Source organism: Citrobacter sp. Cpo071 (assembly GCF_030332765.1).
GTDB lineage: Bacteria > Pseudomonadota > Gammaproteobacteria > Enterobacterales > Enterobacteriaceae > Citrobacter > Citrobacter portucalensis.
Map to the genome: position 1 here is coordinate 488,063 of NZ_JAOWHE010000085.1, position 16,301 is coordinate 504,363.

At 51.7% G+C, this 16,301-nt stretch carries 19 protein-coding genes and 1 pseudogene; 10 read left to right on the forward strand and 10 right to left on the reverse strand.

Annotated features, from left to right (window positions below; all coding sequences use genetic code 11):
- Nucleotides 1-29: 29 nt before the first annotated feature.
- On the reverse strand, nucleotides 30-860 hold the full coding sequence (locus tag OGY09_RS19510; protein WP_003832759.1) for a C40 family peptidase: 831 nt from the start codon (nucleotides 858-860) through the stop codon (nucleotides 30-32).
- Between the two features lie 334 nt (nucleotides 861-1,194).
- On the opposite strand from OGY09_RS19510, the gene grxD reads away from it, so the two are divergent.
- The gene (grxD, locus tag OGY09_RS19515) at nucleotides 1,195-1,542 is read left to right on the forward strand and encodes a monothiol glutaredoxin 4 (protein ID WP_003832760.1); all 348 of its coding nucleotides are present in this window, start codon (nucleotides 1,195-1,197) and stop codon (nucleotides 1,540-1,542) included.
- 53 nt (nucleotides 1,543-1,595) lie between these two features.
- Here grxD and rnt read toward each other — a convergent pair whose 3' ends face one another.
- The 4 genes from rnt to OGY09_RS19535 form a co-directional block, all read right to left on the reverse strand.
- Nucleotides 1,596-2,243 carry a ribonuclease T gene (gene rnt / locus OGY09_RS19520; RefSeq protein ID WP_032943318.1) on the reverse strand — a complete coding sequence of 216 codons (648 nt, stop codon included), beginning with the start codon at nucleotides 2,241-2,243 and terminating at the stop codon, nucleotides 1,596-1,598.
- Between the two features lie 95 nt (nucleotides 2,244-2,338).
- Nucleotides 2,339-2,746, reverse strand: a complete 408-nt coding sequence (gene gloA / locus OGY09_RS19525) for a lactoylglutathione lyase (protein ID WP_003832762.1) — start codon at nucleotides 2,744-2,746, stop codon at nucleotides 2,339-2,341.
- Nucleotides 2,747-2,843: 97 nt separating this feature from the next.
- Entirely contained in the window at nucleotides 2,844-3,941 is a 1,098-nt protein-coding gene (locus tag OGY09_RS19530; protein WP_032943320.1) for an alkene reductase, read from the reverse strand.
- A gap of 54 nt (nucleotides 3,942-3,995) precedes the next feature.
- Nucleotides 3,996-4,595: a TetR/AcrR family transcriptional regulator gene (locus OGY09_RS19535; RefSeq protein ID WP_032943322.1), complete on the reverse strand. Its 600-nt coding sequence runs from the start codon at nucleotides 4,593-4,595 to the stop codon at nucleotides 3,996-3,998.
- Nucleotides 4,596-4,696: 101 nt separating this feature from the next.
- Between OGY09_RS19535 and OGY09_RS19540 the strand changes: the two genes are divergently transcribed.
- From OGY09_RS19540 to sodC, 3 genes are all read left to right on the forward strand, one after another.
- Complete coding sequence (locus OGY09_RS19540; RefSeq protein ID WP_275399011.1) at nucleotides 4,697-4,936, forward strand: DUF1289 domain-containing protein; 240 nt, start codon at nucleotides 4,697-4,699, stop codon at nucleotides 4,934-4,936.
- A 49-nt stretch (nucleotides 4,937-4,985) separates the two neighbouring features.
- Nucleotides 4,986-5,882: an aldo/keto reductase gene (locus OGY09_RS19545; protein ID WP_032943324.1), complete on the forward strand. Its 897-nt coding sequence runs from the start codon at nucleotides 4,986-4,988 to the stop codon at nucleotides 5,880-5,882.
- An 81-nt stretch (nucleotides 5,883-5,963) separates the two neighbouring features.
- Nucleotides 5,964-6,488 (forward strand): superoxide dismutase [Cu-Zn] SodC, encoded by a 525-nt coding sequence (sodC, locus tag OGY09_RS19550; protein ID WP_032943327.1) that lies wholly within the window; start codon nucleotides 5,964-5,966, stop codon nucleotides 6,486-6,488.
- Here the strand turns inward: sodC and OGY09_RS19555 are convergent.
- The 3 genes and pseudogenes from OGY09_RS19555 to OGY09_RS19565 form a co-directional block, all read right to left on the reverse strand.
- A pseudogene (locus tag OGY09_RS19555) lies at nucleotides 6,464-8,504 on the reverse strand (FUSC family protein). The gene sodC and the pseudogene OGY09_RS19555 sit on opposite strands and share 25 nt — an antisense overlap.
- Nucleotides 8,501-9,364, reverse strand: a complete 864-nt coding sequence (locus tag OGY09_RS19560; protein ID WP_032943329.1) for an efflux RND transporter periplasmic adaptor subunit — start codon at nucleotides 9,362-9,364, stop codon at nucleotides 8,501-8,503. The pseudogene OGY09_RS19555 and the gene OGY09_RS19560 overlap by 4 nt, the downstream one beginning before the upstream one ends.
- Nucleotides 9,365-9,366: 2 nt before the next feature.
- Complete coding sequence (locus tag OGY09_RS19565; protein ID WP_003029180.1) at nucleotides 9,367-9,603, reverse strand: DUF1656 domain-containing protein; 237 nt, start codon at nucleotides 9,601-9,603, stop codon at nucleotides 9,367-9,369.
- A 192-nt stretch (nucleotides 9,604-9,795) separates the two neighbouring features.
- On the opposite strand from OGY09_RS19565, the gene slyA reads away from it, so the two are divergent.
- The gene (gene slyA, locus OGY09_RS19570; RefSeq protein WP_008784672.1) at nucleotides 9,796-10,236 is read left to right on the forward strand and encodes a transcriptional regulator SlyA; all 441 of its coding nucleotides are present in this window, start codon (nucleotides 9,796-9,798) and stop codon (nucleotides 10,234-10,236) included.
- 46 nt (nucleotides 10,237-10,282) lie between these two features.
- On the opposite strand, the gene slyB is transcribed toward slyA, so the two are convergent.
- Entirely contained in the window at nucleotides 10,283-10,750 is a 468-nt protein-coding gene (slyB, locus tag OGY09_RS19575) for an outer membrane lipoprotein SlyB (RefSeq protein WP_003029175.1), read from the reverse strand.
- A gap of 274 nt (nucleotides 10,751-11,024) precedes the next feature.
- Here slyB and anmK point away from each other — a divergent pair, with 274 nt between their 5' ends.
- The 5 genes from anmK (at nucleotide 11,025) to pdxY (ending at nucleotide 15,605) form a co-directional block, all read left to right on the forward strand.
- On the forward strand, nucleotides 11,025-12,146 hold the full coding sequence (gene anmK, locus OGY09_RS19580; RefSeq protein ID WP_032943330.1) for an anhydro-N-acetylmuramic acid kinase: 1,122 nt from the start codon (nucleotides 11,025-11,027) through the stop codon (nucleotides 12,144-12,146).
- A gap of 87 nt (nucleotides 12,147-12,233) precedes the next feature.
- Nucleotides 12,234-12,563: a C-type lysozyme inhibitor gene (gene mliC, locus OGY09_RS19585; protein WP_003029170.1), complete on the forward strand. Its 330-nt coding sequence runs from the start codon at nucleotides 12,234-12,236 to the stop codon at nucleotides 12,561-12,563.
- 59 nt (nucleotides 12,564-12,622) lie between these two features.
- Nucleotides 12,623-13,279, forward strand: coding sequence for a pyridoxamine 5'-phosphate oxidase (gene pdxH / locus OGY09_RS19590; protein WP_003029169.1), 657 nt, complete (start codon nucleotides 12,623-12,625; stop codon nucleotides 13,277-13,279).
- A 126-nt stretch (nucleotides 13,280-13,405) separates the two neighbouring features.
- Entirely contained in the window at nucleotides 13,406-14,680 is a 1,275-nt protein-coding gene (gene tyrS, locus OGY09_RS19595; protein ID WP_020996426.1) for a tyrosine--tRNA ligase, read from the forward strand.
- Between the two features lie 64 nt (nucleotides 14,681-14,744).
- Nucleotides 14,745-15,605, forward strand: coding sequence for a pyridoxal kinase PdxY (gene pdxY, locus OGY09_RS19600; RefSeq protein ID WP_008784675.1), 861 nt, complete (start codon nucleotides 14,745-14,747; stop codon nucleotides 15,603-15,605).
- Between the two features lie 83 nt (nucleotides 15,606-15,688).
- On the opposite strand, the gene gstA is transcribed toward pdxY, so the two are convergent.
- Nucleotides 15,689-16,294 (reverse strand): glutathione transferase GstA, encoded by a 606-nt coding sequence (gstA, locus tag OGY09_RS19605; RefSeq protein ID WP_003832787.1) that lies wholly within the window; start codon nucleotides 16,292-16,294, stop codon nucleotides 15,689-15,691.
- Nucleotides 16,295-16,301 lie beyond the last annotated feature (7 nt).

Below are 16,301 nucleotides of genomic sequence, written 5' to 3' on the forward strand. Positions count from 1 at the left end.
CCCTACAGCATGTTCTGTAGGGTAAGTTTTTAGCGAATTGTTTTTGGCGTCATTACCCGACGAGCGCCCACATAGTGGCGCTGCCAGTAATCTTCGCTCAGAGAGGTGATTTGAATTTCCTGCCCGCTGCGCGGTGACTGAATAAACTTACCGTTGCCGACGTAGACGCCGACGTGATCGGCTGTTCCGCGACCCTGGGTACGAAAGAATACCAGATCACCATTTTTCAGTTCGCCACGTTCAATTGGTGCGGCATCACGCAGATGGTACATTTCATTCGCGGTACGCGGAATGCGGAACTTCACCAGATCTTTATAGGCGTAATAAACCAGACCGCTGCAGTCAAACCCGGTTCTTGGCGAGGAGCCGCCCCAACGATAAGGTTTGCCGATTTGGTTCATCAAGGTGGACATAGCGGTTTTAGTCGCTTTCTGCACTTTCACTTTATGTGCATCAGCAAGCGTAGTCGGTGCAGTGGTTTTCACCTTCACGCAGCGTGGTTTATGACCTTTGCGCGGTGTGCATTTTTCCGTCCAGGTAACGGCTGCGGTTTGTGCTGCGGCAGTTTTACCACGGCGATTTGCAGTTTTAGTCGACTTTGCCGGAGTGGCAGTGCGTTTTTTAGAAGAGGAAGCGGTTTTGGTGCTGGTTTTGCTGGTGGTTTTTGTCGCCGTTTTCTTACTGGTCTTTGTTGTTTTTTGGCTGGTTGTTGCGCTTTTCTTTTTATCTACCGTTTTGATGGTGTGAGAATTGGTAGGTGTCGTCCTGGCCTGCTTGGAAGCATGAGCCATAGGCGTAAAGGGCAGTGTAGTAAAAAGTAAAGCACAGAGCGTGATCGAGATTCGGTTTATCCGCGCCACTGAGCAGTCCTCTGGTAAGGCAGGTCTATCGTGCCTGCGTGTGATTTTCAAAACTTGACGATTCTAATCTATAGAAAGAGGGAAAGTTAATAGCTTTTTTAGTTTAAAACTGCGTTTCGTAACCGACCGCAAAAAAAAACAGCAAATAGAGATAGAATTGGTGAACAGATAATCAAATCCACATGTTTGAAGGGGATAAGTGAGATTGTGAATGCAACTTTTAGCGTCAGGGGATAAAATAATAACGCGTAATGAAAATGTTATTTTCCGTTGCCTGTCTGACCCGTTACAATGTCAGACTACTGCCGTAAAAGAAGTTTAAGGAAGCAAGATAATGAGCACCACTATCGAAAAAATCCAGCGCCAGATCGCTGAAAACCCGATTCTCCTGTACATGAAAGGTTCCCCTAAACTGCCAAGCTGCGGTTTCTCCGCACAGGCTGTGCAGGCGCTGTCAGCCTGTGGTGAACGCTTTGCTTATGTTGATATTCTGCAGAACCCGGATATTCGCGCCGAACTGCCGAAATACGCAAACTGGCCAACTTTCCCACAGCTGTGGGTTGATGGTGAGCTGGTTGGCGGTTGTGACATTCTGATCGAAATGTACCAGCGCGGTGAGTTGCAGCAGCTGATTAAAGAAACAGCAGCGAAATACAAAACCGAAGAGCCGGACGCTGAGTAATACCAGCAGAAGTAAAAAAGCGACCTGAAATGGTCGCTTTTTTTATGTCGCCGTTACGCTTCTTCAGGCACGGGAAGAGGCCAACCGCCGAGACGTTTCCAGCGGTTAACGATTTCGCAAAACAGCACGGCCGTGCGTTCGGTGTCATACAGCGCCGAGTGCGCCTGATTCCCGTCAAACTCCATTCCCGCCGCCAGGCACGCTTTTGACAACACCGTCTGCCCCAGAGACAGACCGCTTAATGCCGCTGTATCAAAGGTTACAAATGGGTGGAACGGATTACGTTTGAGCGAGGCGCGTTCTGCTGCAGCCATCATGAAACTGTGGTCGAACGTAGCGTTATGCGCCACCATGATTGCCCGATTGCAGCCGCTATCTTTAATGCCTTTACGCACCATTTTGAAGATGGCATGCAGAGCATCATATTCGTTGACCGCACCGCGTAGCGGATTGTTAGGGTCAATACCGTTAAAGGCGAGCGCTTCCGGTTGCAAATTGGCACCTTCAAACGGCTCTACGTGGAAATGTAACGTCGTGTCCGGCATCAGCCAGCCTTGTTCATCCATTTTCAGTGTGATGGCGGCAATCTCAAGCAGCGCATCGGTTTTGGCATTGAACCCTGCGGTTTCGACATCAATGACGACAGGATAAAAACCACGAAAACGGTCACACAGACCGGAAAGTTGAGCGTTATCGGACATCTGGGTCTCTTAATACGGGAAAATTGCAGCGCGTATTATGGCAAAATGATGAGTATAAAACTATGGGCACAGACGATCTGCGCCCGAGGGGGTGATTAATCGCCCAGGCCGCGCCCGGCGTCTTTCTCTTCGATCAGCTCAATTTTGTAGCCGTCCGGATCTTCAACGAACGCAATCACTGTGGTGCCGCCTTTTACTGGACCTGCTTCACGCGTTACGTTACCGCCATTCTGGCGAATACGTTCACAGGCTTCAGCCGCGTTGTCTACGCTCAGGGCGATATGGCCATAGGCAGTACCCAGATCATACTTGTCGACACCCCAGTTATAGGTCAGTTCGATTACTGCTTCACTGGTTTCAGGACCGTAGCCGACAAAAGCCAGAGAGTACTTGTATTCAGGGTTTTCGCTGGTACGCAGCAGCTTCATGCCCAGCACGTTGGTATAAAACTCGATGGAACGCTGCAGGTCACCCACGCGCAGCATGGTATGGAGTAAACGCATCTTTTTCCCCTTCGAAAATGGCTAATACATTCAAAATGTTGTTTTAGTATAGCGGCGTTGTTACGCCGCTATCAATGGCAGAACGGAGATTGTGACGTTAGAGGGTAGGATAGTCGGTGTAACCTTCCGCGCCGCCGCCGTAGAAGCTCTCGGCACGTTGCGGATTCAGTTCTGCTTTGCGTTGCAGACGCGCCACCAGATCCGGGTTAGCAATATAGGCGCGACCAAAAGCAACGGCGTCGATCAGACCTTTCTCGATCAGCGCTTCTGCTTTTTCTGGGGTGTAAGCACCAGCACCAATGATAGGGCCGTGGAAGCGCGCGCGCACTTTTTCGCGGAACGCATCGGAATACGGCTCGCCACCGGCCCAGTCCGGCTCAGACATGTGCAGGTAAGCGATTCCACGCTTGCCCAATTGTTCAATCAGATACAGCGCATCGGCTTCTTCGTTTGGACCATTGTCTACGTTCTGGAAAGTGCCAATCGGGGAGACGCGAATACCAATGCGATCGGCACCCCATTCTTTAATTCCGGCATCAACCACTTCCAGTACCAGACGCGCACGATTTTCGACGCTGCCACCGTATTGATCAGTACGCTGGTTAGACGTTGGCGACAGGAACTGGTGCAGCAGGTAGCCGTGGGCAGAGTGCAGTTCAACCATATCGAAACCCGCTTCGCGCGCATTGGCTATCGCCTGACGGAAGTCATTAACGATGCCCGGAATCTCTTCGGTTTCCAGCGCACGCGGCATTGAGGTATCGGCACGCGTTGCCAGGCCGTTTTCATCGCGCAGCGAGGTGCGGGTTCCAGCGCTAATCGCGGAAGGTGCAACTGGAGCTTGACCGTTTGGCTGCAGACTGGCGTGAGAGATGCGTCCAGTGTGCCACAACTGGACAGCAATATGACCTTGCTCAGCGTGTACGGCAGCAGTGATTTTCTTCCATGCGGCAATTTGCGCTTCGCTGTGTAAGCCGGGTGCTCCGGCATAGCCTTTCGCCTGTGCGGAAATCTGCGTCGCTTCGCTGATGATAAGACCCGCGCTGGCGCGTTGACGGTAATACTCGGCCATCAGCGGAGTAGGGATGTCGCCAGGCTCAATACTGCGCAGACGCGTCAGTGGCGCCATAAATACGCGGTTTGCTGCCGTAATGGCACCCACTTTCAGTGGGGAAAACAGTTTTTCAGATGACATGTGGCACTCCTGAATAGACCGGTCGTCTAGTAATGAAGAAAATAAAAACGCCTGTTAAACGGCAGGCGCTGTGATGATGTTTTTAACGTGCGCCAGCGCATTTTCCAGCGGAGTGGCGCTACGAGAAATCTTGGCCTGCAGGTTGGCGCCAAGCCACAGCGCATACAGTACCTGCGCCTGCTGTAACGGCTCGCCAACAAAAGACAGACAATGGCTGGCCTGACCTTTCTCCAGCGCCTGCGCTAACAGCACAATAATGTGCCGCGCGCCTTTATCCATCGCTGTGCGCATATCTTCTGACAGATCGCACACTTCGGCAGACAGTTTTACAGTTAAACAGCCGCTAATAATGCCGTGCTGGCTAAACTGGTTCAGGGTTTCCTGATAGTAGGCCAGAATGCGATCGCGGTAGTTTCCCGCTCCCGTATCAAAGTGCGTAGCCAGTCGCCGATGATAGGCCGCATAGTGGCGTTCCAGCATCGAGACACCGAACGCTTCTTTAGAGCGAAAGTAATGATAAAACGAACCTTTGGGTACTTCAGCGGTTTTCAGTAGTTCGCTTAACCCCATGCCGGTGAAGCCGCGCTGCATACACAGCAGTTCGCCAGTCGCCAGCAGATGTTCGCGTGTATCGTGTTCAGTGATTTTGTTCATGGGAAGGAGTGTAATAGACCAGTCGGTCTAATGCAATAGCGCTTGCGAGAAATTCAGTTAACGTCTTCAATAGGTATATCAATCTTATTAAAGGAGGGGATGTGGCCGAACAGCTGGAGTTTTTCCCCGTCCAGAGCCCATGCCGTGGAATATGTCAGTCTGACGAACGCGGCTTTTGCCGTGCCTGTTTTCGCAGTCGGGATGAGCGTTTTAACTGGCAAAAGATGAGCGATACCCAAAAGCAGGAAGTGCTGCGGCTTTGTCGTCAGCGCCTGATGCGTAAATTACGTGCAAACAAAGCCAACCCTTCGGAAGAACCGCAACAACCTTCACTCTTTTAAAAGCGTAATTGCGTATACTCGAGGCACATTCACTTAAAAGGAAGCTGCTATGGTTCAGCGTATTACTATTGCGCCGCAAGGCCCGGAATTTTCTCGCTTTGTGATGGGGTACTGGCGCCTGATGGACTGGAATATGTCCGCGTGCCAGCTAGTCAGCTTTATTGAAGAGCATCTGGATCTTGGCGTGACCACCGTCGATCACGCCGATATTTACGGTGGATACCAGTGTGAAGCGGCGTTTGGTGAGGCAATGAAACTGGCTCCGCATTTGCGTGAAAAAATGCAGATTGTGACCAAATGCGGGATCGCGACGACGGCGCGCGCGGAAAATGCGCTGGGCCACTACATCACCGACAGTGCACATATTATTGCCAGTGCGGAAGAGTCGCTGAAGCTGCTGGCGACCGATCATATTGATCTGCTGCTGATCCACCGTCCCGATCCGCTTATGGATGCTGACGATGTCGCCGACGCTTTTAAAAAATTGCACCATAGTGGCAAAGTGCGTCACTTTGGCGTCTCCAACTTCACCCCGGCACAGTTCTCATTGCTGCAATCGCGTCTGCCGTTTACTCTGGCGACCAACCAGGTAGAAATTTCACCAGTACATCAGCCGCTCCTGTTGGATGGTACTTTAGATCAACTGCAACAGCTGCGCATTCGCCCGATGGCCTGGTCCTGTCTCGGCGGTGGTCGCCTGTTTAATGATGATGCTTTCCAGCCTTTACGTAATGAGCTTGCTGTGATCGCTGAAGAGTTGAATGCGCAATCTATTGAGCAGGTGGTATACGCCTGGATTTTACGTCTGCCGTCTCAGCCGCTGCCGATTATTGGCTCAGGAAAAATAGAGCGTGTACGTGCTGCCATTGAGTCTGAGTCGCTGAACATGTCTCGCCAGCAATGGTTCCGCATTCGTAAAGCGGCGCTGGGTTACGACGTACCCTAATCGCGTTTTTGGCGCATCTCCGTTCAAATTTGTGTCACTGGTTTACACTTAACAATCAGACACCTTTTGGACGGAGGTCTTATGAAGCGTTTGAGTTTGGCCATCATCACTCTACTCGCCTGTGCAGGTGCGCAGGCTGCCAGTGAAGAAAAAGTGACGATGAATCTGGTCACGTCGCAAGGCGTCGGCCAGGCGATTGGTACGGTCACTATTTCTGAAACCGCAAAGGGGCTGGAGTTTACGCCCGATCTGAAAGCGTTGCCGCCAGGTGAACATGGCTTCCATGTGCATATGAACGGCAGCTGCCAACCCGCGATTAAAGAAGGGAAAGCGTCAGCCGCAGAATCGGCTGGTGGCCATTACGATCCGCATCAAACCGGTAAACATGAAGGCCCGGAAGGCGCAGGTCATATGGGCGACCTGCCGCTATTGGTGGTGAATAACGAAGGTAACGCCACAACGCCGGTCGTTGCGCCGCGGCTGAAAACGATCGATGAGGTTAAAGGCAAAGCGCTGATGATCCATGTGGGCGGCGATAATATGTCCGATCAACCGAAACCGCTTGGCGGTGGCGGAGCGCGCTACGCCTGTGGTGTTATCAAATAATCAACGACTGAGAGTACCCGGCGGCGGCGCCTGTTCGAGTTGTGAAAGCGAGCAGTGTAGCCGCCAGACCAGTGCCGACAGTTCCTGCGCAGCGGGTTGATGATGGTGGGCAAGCGTATCGCAGATGCGCTGTAGCTCATTCAGCGTGGCATTCAGTGGTCGTTGCTGGACGCCACGTTCGCTCATTACATCGCGCAGCAGCGAGATACACACGTCCCTGACGCGAGCCAGTGGATCGGAACGCGCCTCCCAGGTGCGCAGTTGCCACACTACGTGCGAGCAGTTCAGTAAAACGACCCCCCAACGTAATAACCAGCGTCGCGCCAGCGCATCCTGACTGTTGCTGAGCTGGCTGACGTGATGATAGGTCAGCGATTCAAATTCGTTTTCACTGAGCGATGGATGTCGGCTGAGCTGATCGACAAAATCCCGGCGCAGGGCGCGAATATGGCGGCGACTTTTCCGTGCATCCGATCCGGGGCGCAGAATGGCGAAGGCCAGCCATGACAGCGCCACGCCGGTGATTTTCGCCATATTGTCATTCAGGAAATCAGCAAAATCATAAACCGGCGGATTGGTTACCGCGATAAACGAACCCATAAATACAATCAGCTGCCCCCAAAGACCTGCCAGGGCAGGCATTTGTAGTTTCAACAGTTGCATGGTGGTGAGTAGTGGGAAGAGAAAGAGAATAAACTGCCAGAGGTCGGAAATTTGCACCATCAGGCCAAACTTAACCACAAAGCTAAATAGCGACAGTAGAACCAGCGTACGCATCAGCAAAGAAAGCGACTTGAACGGTGTGGCAACGGCGGAATACAGCACACTGCTGATCGCGGCGAGCGTGAGTGCGCCAGAGCCTGATTCCCATTGTGCACCAATGCTCCATGCGCCGATAAGCATCAAAGTGCAGAACGTACGCAACCCGCTCCAGATAGCTTCCGCATTATCGGTATGACGGGCAAGTCCCGGCGTGCGGGCGATATTAATACGCTCGGCGGTAACACCATTTTCCAGTAAATGCAGATAATGACTGCTGCGCAGGTAGAGCCGACAAAAATAACGCAGTCGTTGCCAGAAGGCGACGTGTCGATAGTCGCGGGCATCGACGGGCCGCAGTGGGGCAATTATACGTGCGACGGTGTAGCTATTCGCATTTGATTTTATTAGTTCACTGAGCAACTGCTCAATGATTTCCCGGGTGTTGGACGGCGGATTAGGCCAGTTCAGCAGCATCCTGCGCAGACTGGAAATCACGCTGGTCATCCGTAACTGCTGGTGCAACAGCGAATTGAGCAAAGCATTCTGGCGACGAAAGCGGTAATGACTCCAGAAAGCCTGAATACGCAGCAGGTTCATGGTCAGAATCTGCCCGATAACACCTTCATGGGCTGTGCGAATGGCATCCGTGGTTTCTGGTTGCCAGAGTAGGCTGGCATGTTCCAGTAAACGTGAATGCATGTTTTTCAATGCAGCCAGTAACGTGGTGCCATCGGAGGTGCTGGGCAGGATCATCATCATCACGCCGCCACACAGGATACCGACGATGACTTCACACACGCGTGCCTGCGCGATATCCCATAACTGCGTAATTTCCACGGTATTGACCATGGGAAACGCAATGATCGCCGCCGTATAACCCGCCAGTTGAAAGGCGTAGGCAACGTTATTGGTGAAGTGCGCGCATGCCCAGGTACAAAAACCGATCCACACTGACATGCTCAGCAAAAACAGCCACGGCTCATTGAGAGTATGACCGGCAATAATCAGTGCGGCGGTGGCTCCCAGTAGGCTACCCGCCACGCGACCCAGACTTTTGCTGATAACCCCGCCAACGGTGGGAAAACTAACCACCGCCGCAGAGGTCATCGCCCAGTAGGGCTCATCCAGATTCAGATAATAAGCAAAAGTTAACGCCAGGCACATCGCAATGGTGTTACGCAGCGCATAACGCCACTGTGCCGCCGTGGCTTTAAACCACGGCAAATTGCCTGGTGTCAGGCGGGGCAGTTTCATTTACGCTGGCCGATGGATACGCTGCAGGTTGTACCTGACACCAGCGTGACCTCCCGCGGCAGGGCGTCGAATTCGATGCGTACCGGGACACGCTGCGCCAGACGCACCCACGGCACGTTGGGTTTGATGTCGGGAATCAGGCCGGAATCACTTTCCACACTTTGATCGTAGATGGCACGGCCAATACTGGAAACGTGACCCTGTAACTTTACATTGCCGCTGTAGAGTGTAATCGTCGCAGGTGCGCCTTCTCGAATATGGCGCAATTTGGTTTCTTCAAAATATCCCATCACATAAAAAGAGTGACTGTCGACAAGGGCAAACAGGGGCTTACCGGTTGAGGCGTAGTCTCCGCTACGGGTTGAAAGATTGGTGACCCAACCCGCTACGGGGGCTTTGACCACCGTTTGCGTCAGCTGCCACTGGGCCTGGCGCAAACTGGCCTCAGCCGCTTCAACGCTTGCCTGCATGGCTTTCACGTTGAGATTTGCGGTATCCAGATCCTCGGCTGAGATGTAATTTTGCGATAAATGACGGCGGCGGTTGGCTTCGTTATTGGCTTTCGCCAGGTCAGACTGCGCTTTTGCCAGTTGCGCTTGCGCATTCAGTTCAGCAATGTGAAATGGCGTCTTGTCGATAATAAAAAGGACATCGCCTTTATTCACAAACTGGTTATCTTTTATATAGAGTTCGCTAATGCTGCCTGACACCTGCGGCGTGATGCTGACCTGCTCAGCACGTACTTTGCCATCACGTGTCCAGGGCGATTGCATATAGTAATTCCACATCCACCATCCGGCGAAAACTGCGATTGCAGCGACTATAATAGTTGAGAAGTATTTAATGGTTTTAAGCGACATAATCACCACGCTATCAGCATAACAAAGGCCAGACATACGCAAAGCGTAAAGAGTGACAGATCCATTAGCAGGGGATGCCAGATTTCGCCGGAGTAAATCCAGTCGCGCAGCAGGCGATGAACAACCAGCCAGAGAATAAATCCTGCTACAATCGCCTTGAAAACAGGAGGAAAGTAGACAGATGCGCCGATCATTAAATCTTGTAGGGGCAATCCTGTTGCATTAAACATAAACTTCACGGGCAAAATCCTTGACGGAAGAGAGCATTGCTATAGGTTTAGCAAAAAAGAGACAATGAGTCTCCGTAACGCATAATGTCTGAAAAAATGTCAGCCGGTAAGCAAATTTGGCAATACATTTGTTTTGGGAATACAAATGCTGCACACTATTCTAAAATCAGCACAATAACTTAGCAAGCTAATTATAAGGAGATGAAATTGGAATCGCCATTAGGTTCTGATCTGGCACGGTTGGTGCGCATTTGGCGTGCTCTGATTGACCATCGCCTGAAACCTCTGGAGTTGACGCAGACGCATTGGGTTACGCTGCACAACATTCATCAGTTGCCGCCGGATCAATCGCAGATTCAGTTGGCTAAAGCGATTGGCATCGAGCAGCCTTCGTTGGTACGTACGCTTGACCAGTTGGAAGAAAAGGGACTCATTTCACGACAGACTTGCGCCAGCGATCGTCGAGCTAAGAGAATTAAACTGACAGAGAAGGCTGAGCCGCTGATCGCTGATATGGAAGCGGTGATCAACAAAACACGTGGAGAAATTCTGGAAGGGATTTCAGCTGAGGAAATTGATCTGCTGATTAAGCTGGTTGCCAAACTCGAACACAATATTATTGAACTGCAGTCACAAGGTTGAAACGATAAGTTACGTGTGGCCAGAGCCTGACCACACGTGAATTCGATTAGCGTGGCGACACGGTAACCTGGCTGCCGTTGTTAGCCATAACAACGCGCTGGCCGGCTGAAAACTTGGTCGCACCCTGTTTCTGAACCACCATGATGGTATTACCATCATCCTTACGGATTTCCAGTTCCACACCCTGGGTTTTATTCATCGCACCTTGTACGCCTTGACCCGCTACGCCACCGGCAACTGCACCTGCAGCCGTCGCTAATGAACGACCCGTACCGCCGCCGACGGTGTTACCAAGGAACCCGCCGAGTACCGCACCACCAATAGCACCAATCACGTTTGCGTCATCGCCACCCTGGATTTGCACCGGACGAACATGAACAATCGTACCGTAGGTAACGTTCTGAACTTGTTTCGCTTCGGATGCGGTATATACGTCGCCTGAAAGGCTGTCATTGTTAACGCAACCCGCTAAAGATACGCCCATTAATGAAACAATCAGCACACGTTTAATCATTTACAAATCTCCTTTGTCACCACGAAACGCTAATAAAGCACCCTTCATGGCTAAATTATATGGCATTTGTGAGCCTAAGGTCACATGTTCTACTGGAACAATATGAAAATCTTAACCGAAATCGGATCAACCGAGTATAAACGAATCATTCATGTAATTGATGTAATTAAACGATCATTGTAATGATTAGCCACCAAAAATCATTAAGGAAGCATGGCATTAGTCGACACTTTATGGTTGAGTGTCAAGGCTAATTTGCTTAAAAGGATGACCTATGAAATCGGGCCGTTTTATCGGTGTAATGTCTGGAACCAGCCTTGATGGCGTCGATGTTGTGCTGGCGACAATAGATGAAACGATGGTTGCACAGCAGGCGAGTCTGACCTGGCCCATCCCCATTCATGTTAAACAAGCGATTCTGGATATCTGCCAGGGGCAGCAGCTTACACTTTCTCAGTTTGGTCAGTTAGATGCACAGCTCGGTTATCTATTTGCTGAGGCGGTGAATGCGCTGTTGGCGCAAGAAAAATTGAAACCGCAGGATATCATTGCGATTGGTTGCCACGGGCAAACCGTGTGGCATGAACCGAACGGTGCTGCGCCACACACGCTGCAAATTGGTGATAACAACCAGATTGTCGCGCGTACCGGGATAACCGTAGTCGGCGATTTTCGTCGACGTGATATCGCCCTCGGCGGGCAGGGTGCACCGCTCGTTCCTGCGTTTCATCAGGCACTGCTGGCACATCCAACGGAACGGCGAATGGTGTTAAACATCGGCGGGATTGCCAATCTGTCTCTGCTTATTCCGCAACAACCCGTTCGCGGATACGACACCGGGCCGGGCAATATGCTGATGGATGCATGGATCTGGCGGCAATGTGGCCAGCCCTACGACAAAGATGCGCAGTGGGCCATTTCAGGAACGGTGATCCTGCCGTTGCTGCAGAATATGCTTAACGACCCTTATTTTTCCGCGCCTGCGCCGAAAAGTACCGGCCGTGAGTATTTTAATTACGGCTGGATAGAGCGTCATCTGGCGCAGTTTCCGGGAATTAGCCCACGAGATGTACAGGCGACGCTTGCCGAACTGACGGCAGTAACCATTTCAGAGCAGGTCTTGTTAAGCGGCGGCTGTGATCGACTCATGGTATGTGGTGGTGGCAGTCGTAATCCACTGCTGATGATGCGTCTGGCGGCATTATTACCGGGTACAGAGGTTACCTCTACTGATGAAGCCGGGATCAGCGGTGATGATATGGAAGCGTTAGCCTTTGCCTGGCTGGCGTGGCGAACGCTGGCCGGATTACCGGGAAATTTACCTTCTGTGACGGGGGCGTCAGAGCCGAGTGTTTTAGGGGCAATTTATCCTGCCAATCCGCGAACTCAGAGTTAACTGAAATTATTCAGCGCGGTATGCCGGTAAACTAAGGATATTAGGGAGGGTGCCATTACCCTCCAGGACCAGGAAAGTCTTCAGGATATGGCTATGAAAAAACTGTTGTTAGTGTGTCTGCCCGTACTGCTTAGCGGTTGTAGTGTGTACAACCAATTTGTCGAGCGTATGCAAACGGATACGCTTGAATACCGCTGCGACGAAAAACCGCTGACCGTGAAGCTGAACAATACCCGCCAGACGGCAAGCTTTGTTTATGATAATCAGCTATTGAACCTCAAACAGGGCGTGTCGGCATCAGGTGCTCGTTATACCGATGGTATCTACGTATTTTGGTCTAAAGGCGACGAGGCAACGGTCTATAAACGAGACAGAATTGTGCTAAATAACTGTCAGTTACAGAACCCGAAGCGTTGAGATTTTCACCTGGGCGGCGCACAATAGCGTCACCCACTGACAATCCGTAGCCCAACATCATGTCTGATAACGACGAATTGCAGCAAATCGCGCATCTGCGCCGTGAATACACGAAAGGCGGTCTTCGCCGCCGCGATCTTCCCGCCGAACCCCTTGCGCTGTTTGAGCGCTGGCTGGGGCAAGCCTGTGATGCCAAACTGGCCGATCCCACCGCAATGGTCGTTGCGACCGTCGATGAAAATGGTCAGCCGTATCAGCGCATCGTGTTACTCAAGCATTATGATGACAAAGGGCTGGTGTTCTATACCAACCTTGGTAGCCGTAAGGCGCATCAGATCGAGAAAAATCCACGCATCAGCCTTTTATTTCCCTGGCATACGCTGGAACGGCAGGTGATGGTGATCGGCAAGGCAGAGCGTCTTTCCACACTCGAAGTGGTGAAATACTTCCACAGTCGCCCACGCGACAGTCAGATTGGCGCCTGGGTCTCAAAACAATCCAGTCGGATCTCCGCGCGCGGTATTCTCGAAAGCAAATTCCTCGAACTGAAGCAGAAGTTTCAGCAAGGGGAAGTTCCTCTGCCCAGTTTCTGGGGCGGCTTTCGCGTGAGTATTGAACAAATGGAGTTCTGGCAGGGCGGTGAAAACCGTCTGCACGATCGTTTTTTATACCAACGCGAAGATAACGCGTGGAAAATTGATCGTCTGGCCCCCTAAAGATGCAAATTTCTTGTTTTAAGCGCTGGTGCTGATCAATCCGGCGCTTTATTCTATGTTTCTTTCGCATCAGGCGAAAAGTCGTGTACCGGCAAAGGTGCAGTCGTTTTATACATGGAGATTTTGATGGCAAGCAGTAACTTGATTAAACAATTGCAAGAGCGGGGGCTGGTGGCCCAGGTGACGGACGAGGAAGCGTTAGCAGAGCGACTGGCGCAAGGCCCGATCGCGCTCTATTGCGGCTTCGATCCTACCGCTGACAGCTTGCATTTGGGGCATCTGGTTCCATTGTTATGCCTGAAACGCTTCCAGCAGGCAGGCCATAAGCCTGTTGCACTGGTAGGTGGCGCAACCGGTCTGATTGGTGACCCGAGCTTTAAAGCCGCCGAGCGTAAACTGAATACCGAAGACACCGTGCAGGAGTGGGTGGATAAAATCCGCAAACAGGTTGCACCGTTCCTCGATTTCGACTGTGGCGACAACTCGGCGATTGCTGCGAACAACTACGACTGGTTTGGCGGTATGAACGTACTGACTTTCCTGCGTGATATCGGCAAACACTTCTCCGTTAACCAGATGATCAACAAAGAAGCGGTTAAGCAGCGTCTGAACCGTGACGATCAGGGGATCTCCTTTACCGAGTTTTCTTACAACCTGCTGCAGGGTTATGACTTTGCCTGCCTGAACAAACTGCACGGCGTGGCACTGCAGATTGGTGGTTCTGACCAGTGGGGTAACATTACTTCGGGTATCGATTTAACCCGTCGTTTGCACCAGAATCAGGTGTTTGGTCTGACTGTTCCGCTGATCACTAAAGCTGATGGCACCAAATTCGGTAAGACGGAAGGCGGCGCAGTGTGGCTGGATCCGAAGAAAACCAGTCCGTACAAATTCTACCAGTTCTGGATCAACACCGCCGATGCGGACGTTTATCGCTTCCTGAAATTCTTTACTTTCATGGACATTGAAGAGATCAATGCGCTGGAAGAAGAAGATAAAAACAGCGGTAAAGCGCCGCGTGCCCAGTATGTTCTGGCCGAACAGGTTACGCGTCTGGTTCACGGTGAAGAAGGTCTGGTCGCGGCAAAACGCATTACCGAAAGCTTGTTCAACGGCAATCTCAGCGATTTGAGTGAAGCAGATTTCGAACAGCTGGCGCAGGATGGCGTGCCGATGATCGAGATGGACAAAGGTGCCGATTTGATGCAGGCGCTGGTGGACTCCGAGCTGCAACCTTCTCGCGGTCAGGCACGTAAGACCATTGCGTCAAACGCGGTAACCATCAACGGTGAGAAGCAGTCCGATCCGGAATATTTCTTCCAGGATAGTGATATCCTGTTCGGGCGCTATACCTTACTGCGTCGTGGCAAGAAGAACTATTGTCTGATTTGCTGGAAGTAAGATTGAGTTAGCAGGGGCGTGGGAAACTACGCCCCTTTATTTTTTCAGGGTTGTGGTAAGTAAAATGAAGAATATCCTCGCCATCCAGTCCCACGTTGTTTTTGGTCATGCGGGCAACAGTGCAGCAGAATTTCCGATGCGTCGTCTTGGCGCAAATGTCTGGCCGCTGAATACCGTTCAGTTTTCAAACCACACGCAGTATGGCAAATGGACCGGTTGCGTTATGCCGCCGAGCCACCTGACTGAAATTGTTCAGGGCATTGCTGATATTGATAAACTCCAGACCTGTGACGCAGTACTGAGCGGCTATCTTGGTTCAGCAGAACAGGGCGAGCATATTCTGGGTATTGTTCGCAAGGTAAAAGCGGCAAACCCGCAGGCAAAATACTTTTGCGATCCGGTGATGGGACACCCTGAAAAGGGGTGTATTGTCGCACCCGGAGTGGCGGAATTTCATGTACGCCATGCGCTCCCGGCCAGTGACATTATTGCCCCGAATCTGGTTGAACTCGAAATTCTGTGCGAGCATGCGGTGAACAATGTCGACGAGGCCGTTGCAGCAGCGCGTGAACTGATCGCTCAGGGACCTGAAATTGTACTGGTGAAGCATCTGGCACGCGCAGGTATCAGCACCGACCGTTTCGAAATGCTGCTGGTCACCGCTGAACAGGCGTGGCATATCAGTCGTCCGTTAGTCGATTTTGGCGCACGTCAACCGGTTGGTGTGGGTGATGTGACGAGTGGCTTGTTGCTGGTGAAACTGCTGCAGGGCGCATCTTTACAACAGGCGCTTGAGCATGTGACTGCGGCGGTGTACGAAGTGATGATCACTACCAAAGAGATGCACGAGTATGAGCTGCAGGTCGTGGCCGCGCAGGACCGTATCGCCAAGCCTGAACACTACTTTAGCGCAACGCAGCTGTAATCGATGCCCGATGGCGCTCACGCTTATCGGGCATATTTTTAGCTGTAGGCCGGGTATGTGCAAGTGCCACCCGGCAACAACAATTAATTTAAGCCTTCTGCTTTCAGCGCAGCGGCAACCGCCGGGCGTTCAGCCATTCGCGCCATATAGGCGTCAATATTACTTAATCCTGCCATATTCAGCTTAACCGCATAGGCCCAACGCAGTACGGTAAACAGATAGGCATCGGCGATGCTGAAGCGCGGGCCGCAGATCCATTGGTTATCTTTCAGCGAGTCGTTCACATACTGCATTTTTTTCTCCAGCAGCGCACGAACGGTTGGCTTAAAGTCTTCCGGCGTATCGGGACGGAACAGTGGCGTAAAGCCTTTATGCAGTTCAGTCGCAATGTAGTTAAGCCATTCGATGGTTTTGTAACGGGAGAGGCTGCTGGTAGGGGCAAGGAGCTGGCGGTCTGGCACGCTGTCCGCCAGGTATTGCATGATGGCGACACCTTCGGTAAGTAGCGTACCGTCATCCAGCAACAGTGCGGGAACTTGCCCTTTTGGGTTTACCGCGAAAAAATCATCGCCATTTTCCAGACGTTTCTTCATCAGATCAACACCATCCAGCGTGAAATCTTTACCGCTCTCACGAAGTGTGATGTGGGAAGCGAGAGAACAAGCGCCCGGTTTGTAGAACAGTTTCATCGGTAAC